Origin of the sequence: Aquimarina sp. AU58 (assembly GCF_900312745.1) — a bacterium.
Classification (GTDB): domain Bacteria; phylum Bacteroidota; class Bacteroidia; order Flavobacteriales; family Flavobacteriaceae; genus Aquimarina; species Aquimarina spinulae.
Genome location: NZ_OMPD01000014.1, coordinates 381,069 through 402,755 on the forward strand (window position 1 = coordinate 381,069; position 21,687 = coordinate 402,755).

Below are 21,687 nucleotides of genomic sequence, written 5' to 3' on the forward strand. Positions count from 1 at the left end.
GGATGTCATTAAGAATTTGATTTTTTAAACCACTTTAGTGGGGCACTACTAATAAGGTACACTCCACAAAAAATCAAAATACAACATAATAATTTTGGTATCGTGATATCGCCTTTATATTGACTATTTATAACAAAATATGAGATAATACCCACAAGAATCATAGCAACTGCAGGTTGTACATAAATATAACTACTAGAAACGGTAGGTTTTACAAATTGTAAAGCAAACATATTAAGCAAGTATGCCAAAAAAGTTGGACCCACCACAACATAAAACAAAGAAACCCAATTTGAAGTAACAAAAGTGCTAAAATCGGTATGAATCAGTTTTTCGATGCAAAACGGAAACATAAATATAAACCCAAATAAAAACGTCCAAACAATTACTGTAATAGGTTTATATTTAGACATTAGCGGTTTTACAATTACCAAATAGAATGCAAACGCCAAAGCATTAATACACACAAAAATATTTCCTAGCAAGGAGCCAGTTCCTAGCCCAGAATTTCCTAAATAAATTAATAAAACGGCACCAGTACCTCCTATTGATATCCCCAAAATACGCTGTAATGTTAAAGGCTCTTTAAGCAAGAAATAACTAATAATTACTGTAAAAATGGGCATTGCGGTAATAATAATTGCAGCGTCAACGGGAGAAGTAAGACTTAATCCATTCATAGAGAAGAACTGATTGGTAGCGACTCCCAAAAAGCCACATAATGCTAAGCGAGGAATATCTTTTCTTGCTACTTGTTCTTTAATAAAGAGTTTAAGGATTAAGAATAATGAGCCCGCACCACTGATTCGAAGAAATACCAATGCGGAAGCTTCAATTTTATCAGGCATCAATCCTTTTGCAACAAGATAATTTGCTCCATATATAATATTAACGCTCAATAGAGCCAAATGAGCTTTTATCTTGTTAGAAATCATTTGGCAAAGAAAAGGAAAGTTAACCAAACTCTATTTTAAAAAGTTTAAAAAACTGTTATCAAAGGAGTATTTCTATACATTTAATGTCTTCTCTACTGTTTAAGTATTTGGCACCAGTTCGCACTGCAGCAGCTTTACCAGAATTCTTTTTAACATCAATAACACTGGTTTGAAGAGGATTATTGGATTGAATATCTTTTAATATATTTATAGTATTATCATCACTTCCATCATTTATAAAGCATAAATGGATATTGCTCTTTTTTTGTATAAAATTAAGAAAAGCAGTTACATCTAATCTTTTTTCTTCATTGTGGCAGGGAATAATAATTCCAGTTTTCATAATAGGTATTTTTGAGGTTTATATCCTAAAAGTAATCATGGTTTATATTGTAGAAGGTACTATGTCGATGAGAAGAAAATTACTATCGATCAATGGTTTTTATCTATCGATATGTAGTTATTCTATAGGAATCACAAATAAAATGGTCATTTTCATGATTAAAGATGATTGATAAGAAAGATGTATAAGAAATAAACCTAAATACTTAATGATATAGTCATATTGATGAATTTTCATTTTATATTTGACTATCATATATATGCAAAAGTACGATTACATAATTTCGGGTTTAGGGGCTTCGGGTTTGATGCTGGCTTATCATATGGTTTTAGACCCTTTTTTTGATGAAAAGCAAATCTTGCTAATTGATGAAGAACTAAAAAATCAGAATGATCGCACCTGGTGTTTTTGGGAAAAAGGTATAGGTATTTGGGATGAAATCGTAAGTAAAAAATGGGATACTATCTATTTTGGGAGCACTCATTTTTCAAAAGAAATAAAGATTTTGCCTTATCAGTATAAGCTTGTGAGAAGTAAAGATTTTTATGATTTCATTTTTAGAATTTTAAAAGAAAAATCTAACATCACCATCTCGCAGGAGGAAATCATTTCTTTAACTGATGAAGGAAACATAGTTAGAGTTGAAACCAACACCCGAATGCATCTTGCAGATAAAGTTTTTAATAGTGTCCTGTTATCCAGAGCGTACAAAAATCAAAATCGATACCCTGTTTTGAATCAACATTTCGTAGGATGGTTTGTAAAAACACAAAGCCCTCTATTTGATATTAAAACAGCTACTTTTATGGATTTTACAGTAGCTCAGAAAAACAATACCCGATTCATGTATGTGCTACCTATTTCTGAAACAGAAGCATTGTTTGAATACACCTTATTTTCTGAAGATCTTTTGGAAGAGCAAGAATATGAAAATGAAATAGTAAGATACCTAAGAGAAAAAGGGATCGATGAGTATAAGATTGTGGAAAAAGAAAAAGGATGTATCCCAATGACCTGTTATGAATTTAGAAAGCATAATTCTAAAAACATATTGCATATTGGTACAGCCGGAGGGTGGACAAAACCCAGTACAGGATATACATTTAATATATCTCTTAAAAAAATAAATACCCTTACCTCTTACCTTAAAAGTAATACAGATCTTTCAAAATTTAGTAAAAGAACGAAGTTCTGGTACTACGATTTACTATTTCTGGATGTTTTGTATACAGAAAACAGAATAGGCTCTAGTTTGTTTTCCAGATTATTTCGAAAAAATAAGAGTACAAAGATTCTAAAATTTTTAGACGAAGAAACTACACTATTAGAAGATATTAAAATTACTACAAGTCTACCAGCCGGTAATTTTTTAAAAGCACTGTGCAGGCGAGTTTTTAAACTAAAGTAATATCATTTGGTTTTTCAAAAACAAGTACATTGATAAAATCATAAATTCGGTTTATAAACCCCTGAAAACAGTGAAGTGAATTTTAGCTATAAAAAGTATTTTTGGAAGGCTAACTACTATAAATATTCATATGGTAAATGAGTTACCATATTTTTGAATATAATGGTTTAATACTTTATAAAAACAAAGATGAGTATGTATTATCATTTATGTAACTCCGAAGGAATGACCACTTATGTTGAAGGTGTAAATCAAACGCATGAAAGTTTGATTATGGGTATTAAAATTGATGAAGAAGACGAAGATTTACCTTATGTATTTACGTATGACGAACCGGATTATCATCCTCTTGAGGATATTTTGAGTGGGGATAATCTAGAGAAAATGAGCGGTTTACTTAGAGAAACTGGAGAGGATCATCTTTGGGATTTTTTTGATACAGATGATATCATGAGTAAGAGAATGTATACCGTACTTCGGGAATGTGGCGTTGATAATATTCAGGTATTACCACTGCAATTTATCAATAAGAATACAGAAGAAGTAAGGGATGATTATATTGTTTTTAATATCCTCGATTTGGTTTCCTGTACAAGCACAAAAGAATCAGATACATTGCCATTGGGAGAAGATTTTTATGAGTTTGCAGGCTCATTAATAGATTCCCAAAAAACAAATGGAGCCTTGATTTTTCGCAAAGAGATCTCACGAGGAGTGGGGGGAGGAATTTTTATTCATGAAAAAGTAACCAATGCATTAAAAGAACACAATATAAAAGGGATTAATGTAATCCCAACAAGAAAATGGCAAAGAGAACCTTAAACAGAAAGGATTATCTATCTAAAATGTAAGAGAGTTTATGTGCTAGATAATAAAATAATATTCGGTAAAGATAAAGCATGGCATATTATAGAATTATTTCACCCGATGAAGGCAAAAATATTATGATGAAGCGTGATTCGCATCGAGAAATATATCATACCAGTGGTGTTTCTATTCATGAAAAAAAAATAGAACTCCCTTTTAAAATTGAAATGTTTGCAGGAGAAGAATCGGGTTATGATCAATATGATCCTGATTTTGAAGGAGAATATATACAACCTTCTATAGAAGAAAGGTTAGTAGATTATTATAGTGAATCTTCCTTAATGACTTCGGCATTAATTAATGCGTTGAGAGATGCAGGAGTTGATAATTTACAAATCTTTCCTGTAGAAATAGAAGATGCGTTTACAGGAGAAGTGCTAAACTATAAGTATGCATTGGTAAATATAATAGGACTTGTTTCTTGTGTCGATCTAGAAGCATCAGAACATTTACCTTTTGGTAGTGGGTATTACTTTCATAAAATAAAAATTGATGAAGAAAAAGTAAAAGGATTGTCTATGTTTAGACTTGCCGAATCACATCTTGAAATCATAGTTAATGAGAAAGTGGCTAAAGTAATTAATAATGGAAAATTTACCGGTATTATAGCAGAACCCTGTAATTAGATACCTATTTGTAATCGGTAAATAATACACAATCATTAAAAAATAATTCAACAATCATGACAACACTTGATATAACAAAACATATAGCTACAGAGCTCAAAATAATAATTGATAACGCTATTGAACAAGAGCATATTAATGCTAAGGAAATTAGGATGATCATTATTCATCCTAATTCATCTTTTGATGCGTTAGAAATTTATCATTCAAAAGAGTGGAAAACTTTTTTCTCACTAATGACCAATGACAGCCCTATTGGGTTAATTGATATTAGTATGTGGTTGGATATAGCAGATGAAGGGCTTGGTAAGAATCTAGACAAATATAGTACACCAGCAAGTGAGTATATCCAAAAATACAGTAATGTAAAACAAAAACTTACATTTGATCACATTTCAGATTCTGCTTATAAAAGTTATTTGATTTGCTTACGACAAGCATTATTCTCTCAAACAATTAAAGCAGCCAGGACTGTAGCTACTCAATACTTTGCAGATAAGTTTAAACATGTAGTAGGAATTGTACTCAACAATATGATGCATGATTATGAAGAGTATAATTATGTTGCTGCTTTTACACATGCAAACGGCGCAGGGCCTTTTCATAATGTCAAGTTAACTCTTCCAGATATAAAGATAACCTATCCGTATTTAAAATTCAATGAAAATGGTTTTACACTTTTTTATCCTAAAGGGAATAAAATAGATGATAGTCTGAAAAAAGAGAGCAATGTGTACACCATTGACATGAAACATGTTAAATACATCTATTCGAATCCTAAGGATAACCCTGATGAATTTGTCTTCCGAATGGATGATGAGTTTGAAGATTGGGAATTGAGTTCCGGGCATACCAAGGAAGATCGGGGAGATTTATCATACGAGTTATTGTTTAGTGAATTTAAAAAACTTATTGAGCGATTTCCCGAGAAAATAATAGATAAAGACTTCGTTCCTAATCCACTCGAAAAAAAACCTGAAGTTGAAAATTGGATTAAGGTATTCATAGAAAATAATCAGAAGCTGTCTTCTAAGCAAAAACGACACTTATTTGCTTATGGTACAGAGGCTGTAGAGTTTTTACTAAAACAGCTCCCTCCCGATCATAATGAGTACAGCAAACTTAAATTAGGATTAGCATCAACCTATTTCGAAAATACGGATTTTAAGAAAGTGATTACGATTTTATCAGAGATCAAAAACATCTCAAAATACCATATGCACTATATTCTCGAATCTTGCTATTTCCTTGATGATAAAAAAGAATTTGATCTTTACTATAATACTATCGAAGATGATTCGGGTCGAAAAGAAGTAGAATTGTCCAGTTGGTTGTATGATATTAAAACACATGTTGGAAATCCAGATAAATTGGAGGTTATCGAAAAAGACTGTTTGAATCTGTTCGAAGAAAGGAAAAATAGAACCTCTAAATACAATCCGGCATTTGCTTTAACAAAACTGTATTTGCAAAAAGGAAATAAAGATAAAGCGATTCATTTTTTCAGAGAAATCGACCTGGACTATGGTAATCTGTTAACGCTTATAAATTTTGAATTCAAAGGCAGTACCAGTATCAAAAATGAAGTAGCTCGATGGTATAAAAAGGAGGAAGAAAAAAAGCAATTTAAAGCCGAATTGAAAACCAAGGAATTTCGTAGCCCCGACAGTGAAATTCGTACCACTCAACTAATTGAATTTGATGAACACTACATTAAAACAAATGAAATAAGCATTGATGAGATCTATTGGGTTCAACCCCTATCCGAATCTGTTTTTATCGTATACACCGATCAGGAAATTTTTATTGCAGAGTTAACCAAAACCTATGAGTGGAATAAATTAGATTCATATACCTTTGATGCATCTGCAGAGATTAAGGATGTATTTGTAGAAAAGGATACACTTTATGTTCCTATTGAAGAAGAAGGTATTTTATGTTTTGATATCAGTGATCATAAATTTGAATTGTCCCAAACCATTAAAAACCAAAATAGTAATTCTAGCTATTCTTGTGCGGCTGTTGATCTGGGTACGCTTTATGCCGTAAATCAGCAACATCTCGAAATTTATGACCTGAAACAAACACCGGTTAAGTTGCTGTTGTCAGAATATTATGTTGGTAGTCAGGGTGGAGCAACGGCAAAGGATGGTTTGTTGTTTTTAGACTGGGGTTCACTTCTGATATTGGATGTTAGTGAACCGAGCCAACCAAAAATTGCTTCCGAAATAGTGAGTTTTAAGACAGGCGAAAACCACTACTTCAAGATCATTGATCAACATTTGGTAGGCGGAGACGTTATCAATATAAAAGATCCAAAAAACCCTGTTTTTGTTCATGTAAATCAGGATGATTCTCCCAGTAAAGATGCGATCTCTCCAGTTTATGATTTTACAGGTAAGATTCCGGATAATGTAATTGTTGGGGATGGAAATGTTCTACTGAAACAGTTGGCAAATGTTGATGGTAAATTGGTTTCAGCAAAATGGATGGATTGCTTATCAGAAACAAAAGAATATTCTGAAGTGGTTGATTCTAATATATGTAATGTGTTTACAGGCAATAGATTAATATCATTTAGTCAAGATGAAATCTATGTATTTGAAAAAGAAAAGAAAATAATACAGGAAAAAGAAACCTATTCTATTCAAGACGAATTGGCAGAAATGATGCTTAATACTGTAGCGCATTACTGTGAGAAAAAAGCAGAAATGGATATTGGAAAATTAATTGTAGGCTGGAATCCACATTTCTATGCTGTCCAATTTGAAATTCATCCTTGTAGCAGTTTTGCAGTAAACGAAAATCCTTATGGGGTTGATACGGTTACAACTACCTCATTTTCTGTGTCCGGTTTTTTGTCTGAGACTCAAAACATTACCTATGATCCAAAAGTACATGATATCACTTACGATCTGCAAGCCATCATCAATTCTATCGTAGAAAAAGAGAATTTTAAAAAGAAAGCCGCCAAAACAGTGATGATTTCTATTGACAATTCGACTTCGTTTTTATCATTCCCTAATAATCCCTGGAAACCGGTTAGATCAATTATCAAAGACAAGCAAAAGAAAAAGGAATCAAAGAAAAATCAAGAGACAGACACAAATGTTGCCGAGATTCTTTCGGTTTATAATATTGACTTATTTAGGAAGCTAGCGGGGAAAATTGCTGAACCAGCCATTCTGGAACAGTTTATTGAAATTTTTAATGATGATATTACACAAGGGAAAGATGTAGAAAAAAGAAAGCAAATTAAAGATTATGCTCTTTGGATATTTAGTGCAAAGGCAGACAAAGGTTTAGTGAAAAAAGTTCTTTTGAATGGTGTTAAATACGGCAAGCCGATTCCTGAAGATTTAGAAGGTTCTGTTGTTATAAATGATCCCGAATATTTAAGTATTTTTGCTGATAATGATTATGAGATTTTTGAAGATTTTGAGAATGATAAAGAAGTAAGATCTGTACTTGAAACTGCCTTGTTAAATGATATCGAAGATAAATTAGCAACAAAAATTGCGATTCGATTAAAAAAATATGATCATCCAAGCATACATGCATATATTGATTATTTGTTAACAACCGAATTAAATTTTAATCATTACATGTATCTTGGAGGAACCAACAGTAATGGTATAAATTTATCTGCATTGCCTTCTTCTTGCTTTCTGCCTTTCAAAGAAAAGCTTATTAAAGCCTATACCACTTATAATGAAAGTGATGAGGTAGAATATCAATTAAGAGAAAGTATTATTAGTATTGTCACCATATTAGCAAAACTAGGACAGGATGAGTTTTCTGAAAAAATTTGTGATGAAGCAGAGCGCTATAAGTACACTTATGAACAAAATGGAGGTTTCAAAAAAGAGGATAAGGAGGACTCCCACTTGTTGAGAGAGGAGTTTTTAGCCACACTTCTTCGTAGGTTGACTGTACAGAAAATATTGAAAAATCTAGATGATGAAAAAGGGACAGTATGGCCCGAAAATGAAAAACCAGAATTATATAAAAATTCTTGGTATCATTTTTTTGCAATACTATTCCAGGAAGATAAAAATCTGTTTGTCGATAAGTTGATCTCACGTTTACGTGAGACGGTTATACAACCCGAAAAATCGTATGATGCCGATCGAAAAATGGCTATTTATCTCATCCATTATTCTATGTTTCAACTTATGGAAGATCATCCCGAAATCGCTTCTGCCATTTTACCGTTAATTGATGTTATTGAAAAACATCCAAATCTTTTTGATGATAAGGATATTTCCTTTCTGAAGAGAAATGGTAAACAAGCAATGTTACAAGAGGCTTGGAATGCGCTACAGAATAAGGATTTTGAAGCTGCAAAAACCAAAGGAGATCTTGTATTGTCTATTGATCCCAATTATGGTCAGGCACATTATTTCAAAGCTCGTTTATTGTGGTTAACAGAAGGAATCGATATCTATTTAGAACAGCGCAAAGATTTTGAAGAAAAAGCAGTACATGATAAAGTAGCAATTGCAAGTTTATACAATTTAAGTGGCTGTGCGTTTGATGAAAAAAATAAACTTGAAGAGTCTCTGGCTTATTTTAAAAAAGCAGCACTTGCTAATCCTTCTGACGCCATGTACTATGCAAATATTGGCGAAGTGTATTATAAAATGAAGCAGCCAGAAGAAGCATTAAACTATGTGCGAAAAGCTAAAGAAAAAGGTAATTCGACAGCAATATTAGATGAAATAATAAAAAATAAAGGAGTTATATCTGAAAATTAGGGAGCATCAATGATGCTAAAAGAGTGATAAAAAATATTTTATATGTGAAATGACTTCTATACACTATGTGGACAAAAGGTGATTCACGGTTGATAGATGCCAGTTTTGAAAAGTTGGAATTAGAACCTCGCTATATTAAACGCTGTATAAAATATCCTTGGCAAAATTTGATCAGCCATGTTCCCCGAACCTGTTATTCTTCTTCAAATGTTAGGGATTCAGATGTAGTATTAACTAATGAAAAAAGAATTCTATGCGTTTATGAGCACATTAATAGTTTCCAAAAAAAATAGATCATTGATTAATTTTTCATAAAGTGATTTCTCATAGAGTGGAAGAGGAGAGTTTTTTAAGCAAAACTCTTAGAGATTCACGTTAATTTATTTATATCCCTGTTTTCAGGGGTAATGTTTTCACTGTAAAAAGTGTTTTGTTATGTCAAATTTCCTATCATATTTGCAATGCAAACATCTATAATTTTAGTCATGATCTTCTTATGAGTGATGACGAAAATGGTTTAGCAAAAAAAAACTATAACTAATAATAAAAATAATAAAATGGGTTTAGCAGAAAAAAAACAAATTAGATTTATTGAGGAAAATAATATTCCTGATATTAAAAAGAGACTTAGTAATACACTAGGAAAAGAAATAGAAATTAGTATTAATTGGGATAGTTTTGAGACCGTAAATCAGTTACAACAGATTTACCACCAATCCTTAGGAAGAATTACTGAAGGTATAGAAAAAATTGCTTCTGATGATATGGGAAAAGAAGCGTTACAAGAATCAATGACAACTATTCATGTAAATAATATTGATGATGCTTCTGCAAAAAAAGTTGCTTTGGCAGATGGCGTTTTAACTGTAGACGCCAAATGGGAAGATTTTAGTAATGGAATTTTTACACCAGGAGATTATAGAACAAAAATCGAAAACCTTCTATAATTACTTTGGAAATGGATATTCAAAGTACACTTTCCTATGTAGGAACACAAAAAATCGAAAACATTCTAGTGATTGTTTATGGGATACATAAGCAATCACTAGTTGATAAATCACTTAGGAGTTCTTTTCAGGTTGACTTAATTTTCTCTTCGGGACTTACAGCTCGTGGTTACATAATAGGTTTAGATAAAAAAGCAGGGCAGCTAACATTAGTGAATTTTTCACATGATAATCAAAGCTATTATGTGCAGTACCTTGATTTTCATGGAATTCAATCTATAGGAATCGAAAATTTTGAAAAAAGCATAGAAAACTTCTGTGAAAATAGAATTCCTGAAGGGATTGGGGAGCCACCAACAATCCTAGCCTTGAAAAGAAAAGTGCAGGAGCTGCAAAAAATCTTACAAAACACTTTTCGATCAGCCTTGGAAATCAATATAGACTGGGCAGAAATTGACAAAGAAACCGTTAGAACAATTTGGGCTGTTGATGGTATACTTAAACAAATTACACAGTTTAATCAACTAATCGAAAATGATCCGGATTTTATTGAAGCATTTAACGAATCTATACAACAGCTTACTATAGACAATGAACAGGTGAGTACGATGAGCATTGATAAAGGCGTTTTTAGGATTCCTTTTGATTTTTCGTCTGGTCTTCTTCAAGTAACAAAAGCAGAAGCTATTAAAAAATTCCTGTCCGAAAGTTTATAAATTTTGTTTGATTAATCGAATTGAAAGCATTTTAATCTTTATAAGATAATAATGATGAGTGTAGAAGAAGTTGATAACTTAACAGAAATATTAAAACCATATTTAGAAATTGATGATTTCGAGTCTGCCATTACAACATTAGAGGAGTATGAAAAGCTTAACGATGTTTTTGTAATATACGTTGATAAGTTGTTACGAAATCCTAAAGTGTCCGAAGAGCAAAAAGTACGAATTAAATTATTAGACAAAGCATGGAGAAAAGCGGATCGAAAGATAAAATTGGAAAAGCTTAGAAAGTTAAAGCAAGGTAATACTAATGGAATTCATGAATTGCTATTGCTTCTTGACAAAGGAACTCCTGTAGAAGTATGTAATGCATTATATGAATTCCCTAACAAAAATGAGATTGTTCGCAGAGGATGGGAATTTATGAGAAAGGCTATGGATAGAATAAAGACTAATCCCGATCATCACAAAGTGTTGGAAGAGCTTCTAAAAATAGGAATTCACCCAGAAGTGCAACAAACAGGGATGCACTATAGCCCATTTACAATAGCACAAAGAGAAAATATGCAACAAGTACTCATATTATTTTATAAATTCTTTCCTGAATTAGAAATTTCAAATCAAAAATCAAAAAATGATGAATCTCAACCATGGAACCTATCTGATGCTGAAAAATCATTTTTAGAGGCGAAAGAAATGATAGATGACTGGGAAAATGCAGAAGAGATGACTGTAGTTATGGAGAATTTTAAAAAATGCTCTCAAGCAGTCAATCTTGATTACTATTTTTATAGTGCTTTATATAGTTTCTATATAGATGGTCATAGTAATGCTTATCTGGATAAGCAAATCCAGTCAAAAGAATACATGATATGGTATGAGCATAATACTACAATGAAACTGCTTAATGAAGGTAAACTTAAAATGGCAACGCTACAGGCAGAACTAATTAGAACATTTGTAGAACGTTATAATCGTTTGGGATACATAGAGAGAAAAGATTATTATTCTCATTTAGTTGAAGAGGGAGAAAATGAAGAAAATTTTGATACCCACCTTGAAAAATATGGAGGATATAGTATGCTCGAAGAAAACACACAAGCAACCACCAGTCAAATTGAATATCTGGAAAAATTAGCTGGAGTTAAATTCCCAAACGAATTGAAAGATTTTTACAGAACTATTGGTAGTTTGTCTGGCATGGAAGATATTTTTGCAATACCATCGGTAAATAAATTATTAACAAATTTAAAAAGAACTGATGAGAGTAAATTATGCGGACTTGGAGTGAAGGATATAATATTATATTATTGGGGTGGGTTTAATACTATATTAAGCCAAGATGATATCGATTTACTTAATAAACAGTATATCTCTTTTGGATATTTACAAGAAAATGACAGTAGCGTATACATTCTTTACTTTGATCAACAAGAACGGTTTGGAGTGCTATATTATGATCAGAATCATCCTCATATTCTTGAAAAATCTTTAATCTCTATGCTTAAAAATAGTATAGCAAGAAAAAGCCTTTCGGAAATCCTGATGATCGCATTGGTAGACTCTTCTCATCAAGCAATAGGGGGGTATTGTTCTTTTGAAAATTTAATATAAATTAAAAAATAAAATACTTAAAAATTAACTAAACAATCCCTCGTTCTTTTTTAATCTGATCATATGCCTTTTGTACCTCTCTAAATTTGGCTTCGGCACCTTTGATATGAATCTCATCCATATGCTGTATTTTATCGGGATGATATTTTTTTGCCATAGTTCTAAATGCTTTTTTTACTTCTGCATCGGTAGCAGTTTTATCAATTTCCAGAATTTTATAAGCATGATCTCCAGTTTTGAAAAACATAGCTTTAATGCTCTCGAAATCTTTAAAATTTATTCGTAAAAACCCCGCTATTTTCTGAATCTCTTCAGCTTCAGAGATACTTACTCTTCCATCAGCATTTGCAATTCCAAATAAAAAGTGTAGAATCTGTAATCTCGATGGATATCGGGTATGTTGATTGATATACAAACAAACACGTTGTGCAGAAACATGTCTGTTTTTGATAATTTCATTAAATGTTCTAAAAGTAGCATTAGCTCGCTCTTTGCCATAAGCACTTACAAAATAACGTCTTACATAATCAAGTTCTGTTTGGTTTATTCTTCCATCTGCTTTAATAACAATAGAAGACAACGAGAGTAAATTGAGCTCAAAATCGGCAGGAGTTACTTTTGGTTCTTGAGAAAATACTGTTTTAAACCCACCACTGGTTTTGATTTTTGTCGCATCGAGTAGACTACCTAATATAAAACCTAGAACTGCTCCCGGTAATCTAAAAAACATATAGCCTAGTATAGCAGCAAACCATTTAATCATTCAAAACATTTTTTTGGGTTGTAAAGATAAACTAATTATTAAAAGATAATTTTTTAGTTCTCTATTATATTAGTAAGTGATATTCTTTATTTGTTACGAAATAGAAATAGATTATGATATTAGATCTTATTGATTAATTCTCTATATGGGTTAAAAGGAGCTTCAGGCTTTTAAAGAATATATAAACAGATAAAATAATAACATCAACAATTTGATTGTATTCATAAATCATAACCGTATTTTCAGACTACTTGTCAGTTGTTCTTATGTGGTACATAATTTGTAACTTTGCATAAAATTAAAACACGAAAATAAAAGATAAAAATATGTATCCAGCAGATTTAGTAAAACCAATGAGAGAAGATCTTACAAGTATTGGTTTTGAAGAATTACAGACAGAAGAGGCAGTAGAAACGGCAATAGCTAAAGAGGGAACTACATTGGTAGTTGTAAATTCGGTGTGCGGTTGTGCTGCTGCAAATGCTCGTCCGGGAGCAAGAGCGTCATTAGAGAATGATAAAAAGCCCGATAATTTGGTTACCGTTTTTGCAGGAGTAGATAGAGAAGCGACAGATAAAGCACGTAGTTATATGATCCCGTTTCCTCCATCATCACCTTCTATGGCATTGTTTAGAAATGGGGAATTAGTTCATATGTTAGAGCGTCATCATATCGAAGGGCGCCCTGCAGAAATGATAGCAGAAAACCTTAAAGATGCTTATAACGAACATTGCTAAAATGATTTTAAAAAGAAAGTATAAAAATTCGGTTATACAAACCGGATTTTTATACTTTAATTCTAAATTTTAGCATTCATGGCATTGACCACCCTCACCATTTCCAGATTCATTACCTCCTGGGGTCTGATGGCTCCCACCACCACACTGACAACCATTACCTCCATTAACTTGTTTTAATACTTTTTGATTAAGTACTTGTACTCCTTCTACTTTTAAAATGTTTGCTAACATAATTTAAGTTATTTAATGATTTGCATGTCTCCTGAGCATTTATCGACATTCAGGAGTTATGTCTATAGTTTATGTCTCCTCGATGATAAATGTTACCAAATAATCACAGGTTATTTTTCAAATTTTATAATTTGATATACAAAAATATTGGTCAACTAAAAATAATATAAGACCTTGCGATACCTTTTACACAAATTAAATTTTATTAAATTATACAGAGAAAATGGAGGCAATAAAAAAGATATTAAGTTATCCGCTTTCTATAGTTTTCTATTTGTTTTTTGGTTTTACCTTGGTGATTTTTCATGGGCTACAATGGTTAGGTATAAAATTAGGGGGATCCAGAGGACATAGAGGAGTTGTAAACATTATGAATCTATGTTTATTACGATGTTTACACGTTTTAGGAGTAACATTTAGTTTTAAAAACCAATATTCATTACCTCAAAACCAACCTTTAATAGTGGTGTCTAATCATCAAAGTATGTTTGATATACCATTAATATCTTGGTATTTAAGAAAACACAAGCCAAAATTTATTTCTAAGATTGAGCTAGGCAAGGGCATACCAAGTATATCTTTTAATTTGCGGCATGGAGGTAATGTTTTAATTGATAGGAAAAACCCAAAACAATCAATTCCGGCACTATCAAAATTTGGAAAATTTGTTGCAAAAAATAATTTTTCGGCGGTTATTTTCCCCGAAGGGACGCGTAGTAGAGATGGAGAACCTAAATCGTTTGCTCCAACAGGGCTAAAAATCTTATTTAAGAATGCTCCAGAAGCCTTGATAGTACCAGTAACTATAAATAATAGTTGGAAACTGGTTAGATTTGGTAACTTTCCTATGGGAGTAGGAGTACATATGACATTAGAAGTACAAGAACCAATAACAATTAACAAAGAACCCGAAATATTACTAGATAAAATAGAAGAAAGGGTTATTTTAGCAATCAGAACGTAACATCAACCATAATGGCTTTAGATAATATTAGATTAGAGGTAATGCAACTACTAGAAAAGAAAGTAGATGGTTTTATAGATAAATTTTTGATTCCGGTAGATAAGATATGGCAACCAACTGATTTTTTACCAGATTCACAAAATGAAGATACTTTTTTTGAAGAAGTAAAAGAATTGAGAGAATTAGCTAAAGAACTCCCTTATGATTTCTGGGTAGTATTGGTTGGAGATACTATTACTGAAGAAGCTTTACCTACTTACGAATCCTGGTTAATGGATGTAGAGGGAATCAATCAACATGAAAATGGGAAAGATAATGGTTGGGCCAAATGGGTACGTTATTGGACAGGTGAAGAGAATAGACATGGAGATGTATTGAATAAATATCTCTATTTGTCAGGTCGAGTGAATATGATTGAAGTAGAAAGAACTACGCAACACCTAATTAACGATGGTTTTGATATAGGTACAGATAGAGATCCTTATAAAAACTTTGTATATACTAGTTTTCAAGAATTGGCAACCTATATTTCTCATAACAGAGTTGCAAAATTAGCCAGACAATACTCTAATAAATCATTATCTAAGATGTGCAAAATTATTGCAGGAGATGAGATGCGTCATCATAATGCATATAGTGAGTTTGTAAGAAGTATTTTTGAGGTAGATCCAAGTCAGATGATGATTGCATTTAGCGATATGATGAAGAAAAAGATTGTTATGCCAGCACATTTACTTAGAGAATCTGGCCAATCTATAGGAACTGCTTTCGAAGATTTTTCGTGGTCTGCACAACGTATCGGAGTATATACCTCACAAGATTACATTGATATTATGCAACGTCTTATCGAACGATGGGAAATTGATAAAATTATTGATCTTACCGATGAAGCAGAAAGAGCACGTGACTTTTTAATGAAATTGCCTGCCAGAATGCAACGTATTAGTGAGCGATTGGTTATCCCAGAAGAAATTTTTGAATTTAAGTGGGTACAACCAGCAATGGCAAAATAAATAATATTGGGTATGATTGAAGATCAGATTATATCTAAAACTATTGATTTTGTAAAGGATACACTTAGTGGAGCAGAGGGAGGACATGACTGGTTTCATATCCAAAGGGTTTTTAGGAACGCTCAATTAATTTCTAAAGAAGAAGAGGTTGATTTTTTTGTAGTCTCTCTGGGTGCATTACTTCATGATATTGCAGATTCAAAATTTTATAATGGTGATGAAACTATTGGACCCAAAATAGCTGCGGATTTTTTAGAAAACCTTCAAGTAGAACCAGCAGTTATCAATCATGTCGTTAAGATCATCAAAAATATTTCTTTCAAAGGAGGAAATATAGATCAAAAATTTAAATCTCCCGAATTAGATGTTATACAAGATGCAGACCGTTTAGACGCTATTGGAGCTATAGGGATCGCAAGATGTTTTAACTATGGAGGGTTTAAAAACAGAATACTTTATGATCCGGAAATTGCTCCAAACCTAAAGATGAGTAAAGAAGAATATAAATCTTCAACATCGCCTACCATTAATCATTTCTACGAAAAATTATTACTGCTTAAAGATAGAATGAATACTATAACAGGAAGAAAATTGGCAGTAGAACGACATCAATTTATGGAACAGTTTCTAGAACGGTTCTATCAAGAATGGGAAGGGAAGTCTTGATTAGAAAAGTCGTAACTGCTCATCTTTATAAAATTGATGTAGATCGCAGTTTAAATGTATACTTTGCTCCTCAGAGAAGTATTTTTGTCTCGCTATAGTAAATAACTGATGAATTTGATCTGCCATATTACCCGAACCTCTCATTCTTCTCCCAAAGGAACTATCATTTAGATTGCCTTCATGACACTGCATGATCTGATGTAGGATTTTATCTTTACGATCTGGTAATGTGTTTTCTAACCATTTAATGAATATTTTCCCGATTGCTCCATTTAATCTTACGATTGTATACCCTATGCTTTTTGCACCATGCTTTGAAATTTCTTTGGCTAACGGTAATATTTCGTGACTATTAATTGAAGGAATTATCGGTGCCATCATCACATTCGTAGGAATTCCTGAAGTATTTAGTTTTTCTAGAGTTTCTAATCGTTTTTTTATGCTTGCAGTTCTTGGCTCGAGAATTCTTCGTGTATCTTCTCTTAATGTAGTTATAGAGAGGTATACTGCAACCAGGTTATGCCTGGATAATTCAGAGAGAAGGTCTAAATCCCTAAGGATTAAAGCATTCTTGGTGATGATACCAACAGGATGTCTGTATTTTAGAAAAATTTCAAGAAGTTTACGGGTAATTTCAAGTTTTTTTTCAATAGGTTGGTAGCAATCAGTATTTCCAGAAAGTGAAATAGGATATGCTTTCCATTTTTTGTTTCGCAACTTCTTCTCTAGTAATTCAGGAGCATTCTTTTTGACCAAAATTTTAGTTTCAAAATCTAATCCAGCACCATAACCCCAATATTCATGAGAATTTCTGGCATAACAATATATACAACCGTGCTCACAACCCTGATACGGATTGAGAGAATATAACATACCAACATCAGGACTGGTTACTTTGTTTACAATCGTTTTTGGAAACGTTTCTATATACCTAGTTTGATGTTTATCGATTGACTCTCCCTGGTCAAGGCAATAATTAAGAAAATCATCTCTTGTTTCATGATGTAGTTCAAAAAACCTATTATGAACCTTTTCTTGAGCCCCCCTGCCTTTTATATGCTTTTGTGTTTTCATTACAATTGATGATTTGAGGTATAAAGGTAAAATTTATATATGGAATAATTCCTTTTTTGTATGGAATTATTCCATATTCAGCATTACCTTATTCGTTCGAAGCGTTACGAGTAAACGTTTTTCTGTAGATGATCTATTTAACATTAAGAAAACTAATAAAATTAATAAAATTTAAAGTGTTGTAATACAGGTTTTTACCCCTTTACGTCAAAGTTGTTTAACTATAAAAAAAACAGTGTAATGACTCTGCGATTTTTTTAAAATGTGATTTATATTTATAGTATCCTAATCAAAATATAATTTCAATTTCTAAATTGATTTAGGTGTTCTGCCCCCTAATAAAAAGTATACCCCAATAGATTAACAATGAAATAACGTATAGCTTCTATCTCTTTGATAAAGCTATAGAGGAATGATACATTATTAATAAGAATGATATGATTTTTGAAGTATTGCAAATTATAACCGAAGAGGTTAATAATTTCTTTGATATAGAATTGGAAGAAAAGCCAGTCTCATTAGATAATATAGCCTTTATAGAATCTGAAGATGACGAACCTTCAGATAGCAATAATATAGTACTTTCACTGCTACATACAGAAGAAGAAACCACCATGAAAAATATTCTCAATCATGAGATAGAAGGAACAAAGGTGGTCTATAAAAATAACAAAGTTCATTTGAACCTTTATATCATGTTTTCTGCGAATAGAAATGATTATAAAGAGTCATTAAAAAGTGTCTCCAAAGTAGTAGAGTTTTTTCAATCCAAGAGAATTTTTACACAGTCTAATACAAATTTTGATAGAGATTTGGATGGAATGGATCAGATAGGGAACTTTAAGTTTACCGTAGATCTATTTACCCCTTCATTTGAAGAAATGAACTTTATCTGGGGTACGCTGGGAGGCAAACAATATCCTTCAATCATCTATAAAATAAGTTTACTCGAGGTAGAAAGAGATGTAACACAATCTGAAGGTAGCTTGATAACCGAAATTAATGGAAATTTAAAACGTAATTGATTGGCTTTTAGAATCTTATACAAAACGATGTTTCAGGTGCAATTGCATCATTCATATTTCCTGGATAATGGATCCACTTCATTTATTTCAATGAGTGCCGATCAAAAGATAGTACAACTAAAAGAATATCTTTTTAAGGATTTTATAAACGTGGTTCCAACGACTGCAACTCAAAAGATATTTAGAGATCATAAAATTGTTATAAAAGAAGGTACTGACGGCTTTACAGTGCTTAACAAGGTGGTAGAAGAAAATGATAATTATAAATCAACCATTTTTCTTGATGACGGTATAGGACTTACATTCTTATTATATAGCAACGATTACTTGTTTGATAACTATACGGTCTTACCTAAAGAAAAAAATAGGCTGTATTATTTTTCAAATACAAAACCGAGTACAGAAGCTGATCCATATACGTATATACCATTAAGTTCTTCTAATGATCTAGTAGATCAAGATTATTTATTATCAGAGGAAGGCTCACAATCAATCTGGTATAGCATACTCCAAGAGAATGGTAATGCAGATACAAATCCTTATTTAGAGCTATTGGCAGAAGTAGAGGAAAGTGATTTAACAACCGATGAAGGGAAGCATCTATTAAACCAAGCTATACAGGCAGAAAAGAGCAAAGGATTGCTTGGTATCATTAGACTTCATACGATAGGGGATAATAATATGGATCTCATAGAGATAGATAATTCGGACCCTAATGACGTGAAAAATTATTTATTAGATCCTACTCCTTATTACAAGCTTCATTTTGATAATAGGAAGACAGTTTGGAAATATATTAAGAAATCTGATGATGAGGAGTTAGAAACTTCTTCTGTTCAACCTTTAACCAAAAATGGATTTATTGAGATTGATCCTGATGCTGATATTGTACCTCCACTTCCGTCAGATATCGAAAAATACACTTTTCCAAATCCAACAGCAGATTTGATAAAGCAAACAACAGATGTAAACACAAATATTACAACAACATATTCTGAAATTTTTATTTAAAAACAATTAAAATTATGGCAACGTACAAAACACCAGGGGTATATATAGAGGAGATTGTTAAATTTCCTCCATCCGTAGCCCAAGTAGAAACAGCAATTCCAGCTTTTATAGGATACACTGAGAAGGCAACAAAAAAGGTAGCAAATGATTTGTTACTAAACCCAACCAGAATTACTTCTATGTTAGAATATGAAACATATTTTGGATTTGCATTACCAGAGGTAAATATTGAAGTTACAATATTTGATGCCTTAGTAAATGGAGATATAGAAAGAAATATCACAATTGATAAGGATCAGGTTGTGGCTAATAGACAACCCTATTTAATGTATTATGCTTTGCAGATGTATTTTGCAAATGGAGGAGGACCTTGTTACATTGTTTCTGTAGCTGATTATACAGGAGGAAATGTATTATTTAGTGATTTAAATGATGGCCTTGACCTTCTTAAAAAAGAAGATGAGCCGACATTGTTATTGTTTCCTGATGCTACTGCAATTGCAGGTCCGAACGAGTTTTTTGCACTATATAATAATGCCTTGACTCAATGTAATGAACTTCAAGATCGATTTGCAATCATAGATACATATAGTTATGATGATACTAGTGATGCGCCAATTGATGCATTACGATCAGGAGTAAATTTGGAAAAGGATTACCTTAAATATGGAGCTGCTTATTATCCATATTTAGAAACCATTTTGGATTATAGTTATGATGAAGCTAATGTTGCTATTAGTCATACCAGTGAAGATGAAACTCCGGAGAGTATCACAGCAATGGCAACAGCTACGCAGACTACTTCAGACATACAAACCGTTTTGAACGGGATTCCAGCTTTAGTTACTGCTTTAACCGATGCGGATACAACTTTGCAAGCAGGAACCAATGGTGAAGCTAATACAAATAGAGCTACCATTACCGATACAATCCAACCTATAGTTGATGCTCTTAATAGTGTGGTTACCTCTGGAGCAACTGCCGTGACCGATGGTAATGCTGTTGGAGAGGCTGGAGTGACTGCAGCCGCAGGAGCATTAAATACAGCGATAACAGGAGCGGGAGCTATTCCGACATTAATTACAGCTTTAGAAGGACATATTACGGATATCACTGGAGCAGCCAATAGTGCACCTGGTGGTGGAGTAGTAAAAACAGAATCTGCAGCGGCAGTTGTAGCTGTTGCTACTATAGAAGCAGATATTCAGGCAGTTATTGCGTTGATAACACCTGCATTAACTGATGCAATTACTGCAGCACAAGCAGCTGATGGCGTTATAACTGGTTCTCTTGATGGTCAAAACCTGGCAGCTATTGAGAATATAGATAGTGCAACTTATAACTTAATCAAAGTAGAATTAGGAATCCTTCCTCTGGAGCTTCCACCAAGTAGTGCTATGGCAGGAGTATATGCACGAGTAGATAGTGATAGAGGAGTTTGGAAAGCACCAGCAAATGTTGGAGTAAATTATGTAATTAAACCTTCTATAAAAATCACCAATGAGCAGCAGGATCGTTTAAATGTAGATACTATAGCAGGAAAATCTGTAAATGCAATACGAACTTTTACGGGAAAAGGAACTTTGGTTTGGGGCTCTAGAACCTTAGCAGGTAATGACAAAGAGTGGAGATATGTGCCAGTAAGAAGATTCTTTAATATGGCCGAAGAATCTATCAAGAAAGCTACAGAACAGTTTGTTTTTGAGCCTAATGATATGAACACTTGGGTTAGAGTAAAAGCAATGATCAATAATTTCTTAACACTACAATGGAGAGCTGGAGCATTGGCAGGTCCAACACCTGATAAAGCATTCTATGTAAAAGTTGGATTGGGAGAAACTATGACGGCCGATGATATCCTCGATGGTAATATGATTATCGAAATCGGAATGGCGGTTGTTCGACCAGCAGAATTTATCATTCTTAAGTTCTCTCATAAAATGCAAGAAGCTTAATCATTTATAATAATTTAAATCAACAA

19 protein-coding genes are annotated in these 21,687 nt (G+C 32.5%); 14 read left to right on the top strand and 5 right to left on the bottom strand.

What is annotated here, in order from left to right; all coding sequences use genetic code 11:
- Nucleotides 1–8: 8 nt before the first annotated feature.
- Nucleotides 9–935 carry a DMT family transporter gene (locus tag DK441_RS13380; RefSeq protein ID WP_109851176.1) on the bottom strand — a complete coding sequence of 309 codons (927 nt, stop codon included), beginning with the start codon at nt 933–935 and terminating at the stop codon, nt 9–11.
- Nucleotides 936–993: 58 nt separating this feature from the next.
- Complete coding sequence (locus tag DK441_RS13385; protein WP_109851177.1) at nt 994–1,278, bottom strand: glycosyltransferase; 285 nt, start codon at nt 1,276–1,278, stop codon at nt 994–996.
- Nucleotides 1,279–1,537: 259 nt separating this feature from the next.
- Here DK441_RS13385 and DK441_RS13390 point away from each other — a divergent pair, with 259 nt between their 5' ends.
- The 7 genes from DK441_RS13390 to DK441_RS13425 all read left to right on the top strand — a co-directional run bounded on the left by DK441_RS13390 (nt 1,538) and on the right by DK441_RS13425 (nt 12,219).
- Nucleotides 1,538–2,686: a lycopene cyclase family protein gene (locus DK441_RS13390; protein WP_109851178.1), complete on the top strand. Its 1,149-nt coding sequence runs from the start codon at nt 1,538–1,540 to the stop codon at nt 2,684–2,686.
- Nucleotides 2,687–2,881: 195 nt separating this feature from the next.
- On the top strand, nt 2,882–3,508 hold the full coding sequence (locus tag DK441_RS13395) for an imm11 family protein (RefSeq protein WP_160112090.1): 627 nt from the start codon (nt 2,882–2,884) through the stop codon (nt 3,506–3,508).
- Nucleotides 3,509–3,585: 77 nt separating this feature from the next.
- Complete coding sequence (locus DK441_RS13400; RefSeq protein WP_109851180.1) at nt 3,586–4,179, top strand: imm11 family protein; 594 nt, start codon at nt 3,586–3,588, stop codon at nt 4,177–4,179.
- A 56-nt stretch (nt 4,180–4,235) separates the two neighbouring features.
- Nucleotides 4,236–8,936, top strand: coding sequence for a hypothetical protein (locus tag DK441_RS13405; RefSeq protein ID WP_109851181.1), 4,701 nt, complete (start codon nt 4,236–4,238; stop codon nt 8,934–8,936).
- Between the two features lie 557 nt (nt 8,937–9,493).
- Nucleotides 9,494–9,883, top strand: coding sequence for a hypothetical protein (locus tag DK441_RS13415; RefSeq protein ID WP_109851183.1), 390 nt, complete (start codon nt 9,494–9,496; stop codon nt 9,881–9,883).
- 11 nt (nt 9,884–9,894) lie between these two features.
- Nucleotides 9,895–10,599, top strand: a complete 705-nt coding sequence (locus tag DK441_RS13420) for a hypothetical protein (RefSeq protein ID WP_109851184.1) — start codon at nt 9,895–9,897, stop codon at nt 10,597–10,599.
- A 51-nt stretch (nt 10,600–10,650) separates the two neighbouring features.
- A complete protein-coding gene (locus DK441_RS13425; protein ID WP_160112091.1) occupies nt 10,651–12,219 on the top strand; it encodes an SMI1/KNR4 family protein in 1,569 nt (522 codons plus the stop codon).
- 28 nt (nt 12,220–12,247) lie between these two features.
- Here DK441_RS13425 and DK441_RS13430 read toward each other — a convergent pair whose 3' ends face one another.
- Nucleotides 12,248–12,982 (bottom strand): TerB family tellurite resistance protein, encoded by a 735-nt coding sequence (locus DK441_RS13430; RefSeq protein WP_109851186.1) that lies wholly within the window; start codon nt 12,980–12,982, stop codon nt 12,248–12,250.
- Between the two features lie 326 nt (nt 12,983–13,308).
- Between DK441_RS13430 and DK441_RS13435 the strand changes: the two genes are divergently transcribed.
- Complete coding sequence (locus DK441_RS13435; RefSeq protein ID WP_074405577.1) at nt 13,309–13,719, top strand: BrxA/BrxB family bacilliredoxin; 411 nt, start codon at nt 13,309–13,311, stop codon at nt 13,717–13,719.
- Between the two features lie 69 nt (nt 13,720–13,788).
- Here the strand turns inward: DK441_RS13435 and DK441_RS26600 are convergent, their stop codons facing one another.
- Nucleotides 13,789–13,953: a hypothetical protein gene (locus DK441_RS26600; RefSeq protein ID WP_159099234.1), complete on the bottom strand. Its 165-nt coding sequence runs from the start codon at nt 13,951–13,953 to the stop codon at nt 13,789–13,791.
- Nucleotides 13,954–14,176: 223 nt separating this feature from the next.
- Between DK441_RS26600 and DK441_RS13440 the strand changes: the two genes are divergently transcribed.
- Genes DK441_RS13440 through DK441_RS13450 form a run of 3 tightly spaced genes read left to right on the top strand, consistent with a single transcriptional unit; the run spans nt 14,177 to nt 16,596 of the window.
- Nucleotides 14,177–14,917: a lysophospholipid acyltransferase family protein gene (locus tag DK441_RS13440; protein ID WP_370444318.1), complete on the top strand. Its 741-nt coding sequence runs from the start codon at nt 14,177–14,179 to the stop codon at nt 14,915–14,917.
- A gap of 11 nt (nt 14,918–14,928) precedes the next feature.
- Nucleotides 14,929–15,930: an acyl-ACP desaturase gene (locus tag DK441_RS13445; RefSeq protein WP_074405576.1), complete on the top strand. Its 1,002-nt coding sequence runs from the start codon at nt 14,929–14,931 to the stop codon at nt 15,928–15,930.
- A 12-nt stretch (nt 15,931–15,942) separates the two neighbouring features.
- A complete protein-coding gene (locus tag DK441_RS13450; RefSeq protein ID WP_109851187.1) occupies nt 15,943–16,596 on the top strand; it encodes an HD domain-containing protein in 654 nt (217 codons plus the stop codon).
- On the opposite strand, the gene DK441_RS13455 is transcribed toward DK441_RS13450, so the two are convergent.
- The gene (locus DK441_RS13455) at nt 16,597–17,670 is read right to left on the bottom strand and encodes a PA0069 family radical SAM protein (protein WP_109851188.1); all 1,074 of its coding nucleotides are present in this window, start codon (nt 17,668–17,670) and stop codon (nt 16,597–16,599) included.
- A 437-nt stretch (nt 17,671–18,107) separates the two neighbouring features.
- Between DK441_RS13455 and DK441_RS13460 the strand changes: the two genes are divergently transcribed.
- The 3 genes from DK441_RS13460 to DK441_RS13470 are packed head-to-tail and all read left to right on the top strand — an operon-like array spanning nt 18,108 to nt 21,661.
- Entirely contained in the window at nt 18,108–18,695 is a 588-nt protein-coding gene (locus tag DK441_RS13460; protein WP_109851189.1) for a DUF4255 domain-containing protein, read from the top strand.
- Nucleotides 18,696–19,706, top strand: coding sequence for a hypothetical protein (locus tag DK441_RS13465; protein WP_160112092.1), 1,011 nt, complete (start codon nt 18,696–18,698; stop codon nt 19,704–19,706).
- Nucleotides 19,707–19,720: 14 nt separating this feature from the next.
- Nucleotides 19,721–21,661 (top strand): phage tail sheath C-terminal domain-containing protein, encoded by a 1,941-nt coding sequence (locus tag DK441_RS13470; protein ID WP_200822853.1) that lies wholly within the window; start codon nt 19,721–19,723, stop codon nt 21,659–21,661.
- The last annotated feature ends 26 nt before the right edge of the window (nt 21,662–21,687 follow it).

Coding starts and splice junctions, on each gene's coding strand:
- DK441_RS13380 (WP_109851176.1), bottom strand. CDS start 935: ATGATTTCTAACAAGATAAAAGCTCATTTGGCTCTATTGAGCGTTAAT.
- DK441_RS13445 (WP_074405576.1), top strand. CDS start 14,929: ATGGCTTTAGATAATATTAGATTAGAGGTAATGCAACTACTAGAAAAG.
- DK441_RS13460 (WP_109851189.1), top strand. CDS start 18,108: ATGATTTTTGAAGTATTGCAAATTATAACCGAAGAGGTTAATAATTTC.
- DK441_RS13470 (WP_200822853.1), top strand. CDS start 19,721: ATGGCAACGTACAAAACACCAGGGGTATATATAGAGGAGATTGTTAAA.
- DK441_RS13405 (WP_109851181.1), top strand. CDS start 4,236: ATGACAACACTTGATATAACAAAACATATAGCTACAGAGCTCAAAATA.
- DK441_RS13390 (WP_109851178.1), top strand. CDS start 1,538: ATGCAAAAGTACGATTACATAATTTCGGGTTTAGGGGCTTCGGGTTTG.
- DK441_RS13425 (WP_160112091.1), top strand. CDS start 10,651: ATGATGAGTGTAGAAGAAGTTGATAACTTAACAGAAATATTAAAACCA.
- DK441_RS13440 (WP_370444318.1), top strand. CDS start 14,177: ATGGAGGCAATAAAAAAGATATTAAGTTATCCGCTTTCTATAGTTTTC.
- DK441_RS13400 (WP_109851180.1), top strand. CDS start 3,586: ATGGCATATTATAGAATTATTTCACCCGATGAAGGCAAAAATATTATG.
- DK441_RS13455 (WP_109851188.1), bottom strand. CDS start 17,670: ATGAAAACACAAAAGCATATAAAAGGCAGGGGGGCTCAAGAAAAGGTT.
- DK441_RS13415 (WP_109851183.1), top strand. CDS start 9,494: ATGGGTTTAGCAGAAAAAAAACAAATTAGATTTATTGAGGAAAATAAT.
- DK441_RS13430 (WP_109851186.1), bottom strand. CDS start 12,982: ATGATTAAATGGTTTGCTGCTATACTAGGCTATATGTTTTTTAGATTA.
- DK441_RS13450 (WP_109851187.1), top strand. CDS start 15,943: ATGATTGAAGATCAGATTATATCTAAAACTATTGATTTTGTAAAGGAT.
- DK441_RS26600 (WP_159099234.1), bottom strand. CDS start 13,953: ATGTTAGCAAACATTTTAAAAGTAGAAGGAGTACAAGTACTTAATCAA.
- DK441_RS13395 (WP_160112090.1), top strand. CDS start 2,882: ATGTATTATCATTTATGTAACTCCGAAGGAATGACCACTTATGTTGAA.
- DK441_RS13435 (WP_074405577.1), top strand. CDS start 13,309: ATGTATCCAGCAGATTTAGTAAAACCAATGAGAGAAGATCTTACAAGT.
- DK441_RS13420 (WP_109851184.1), top strand. CDS start 9,895: ATGGATATTCAAAGTACACTTTCCTATGTAGGAACACAAAAAATCGAA.
- DK441_RS13385 (WP_109851177.1), bottom strand. CDS start 1,278: ATGAAAACTGGAATTATTATTCCCTGCCACAATGAAGAAAAAAGATTA.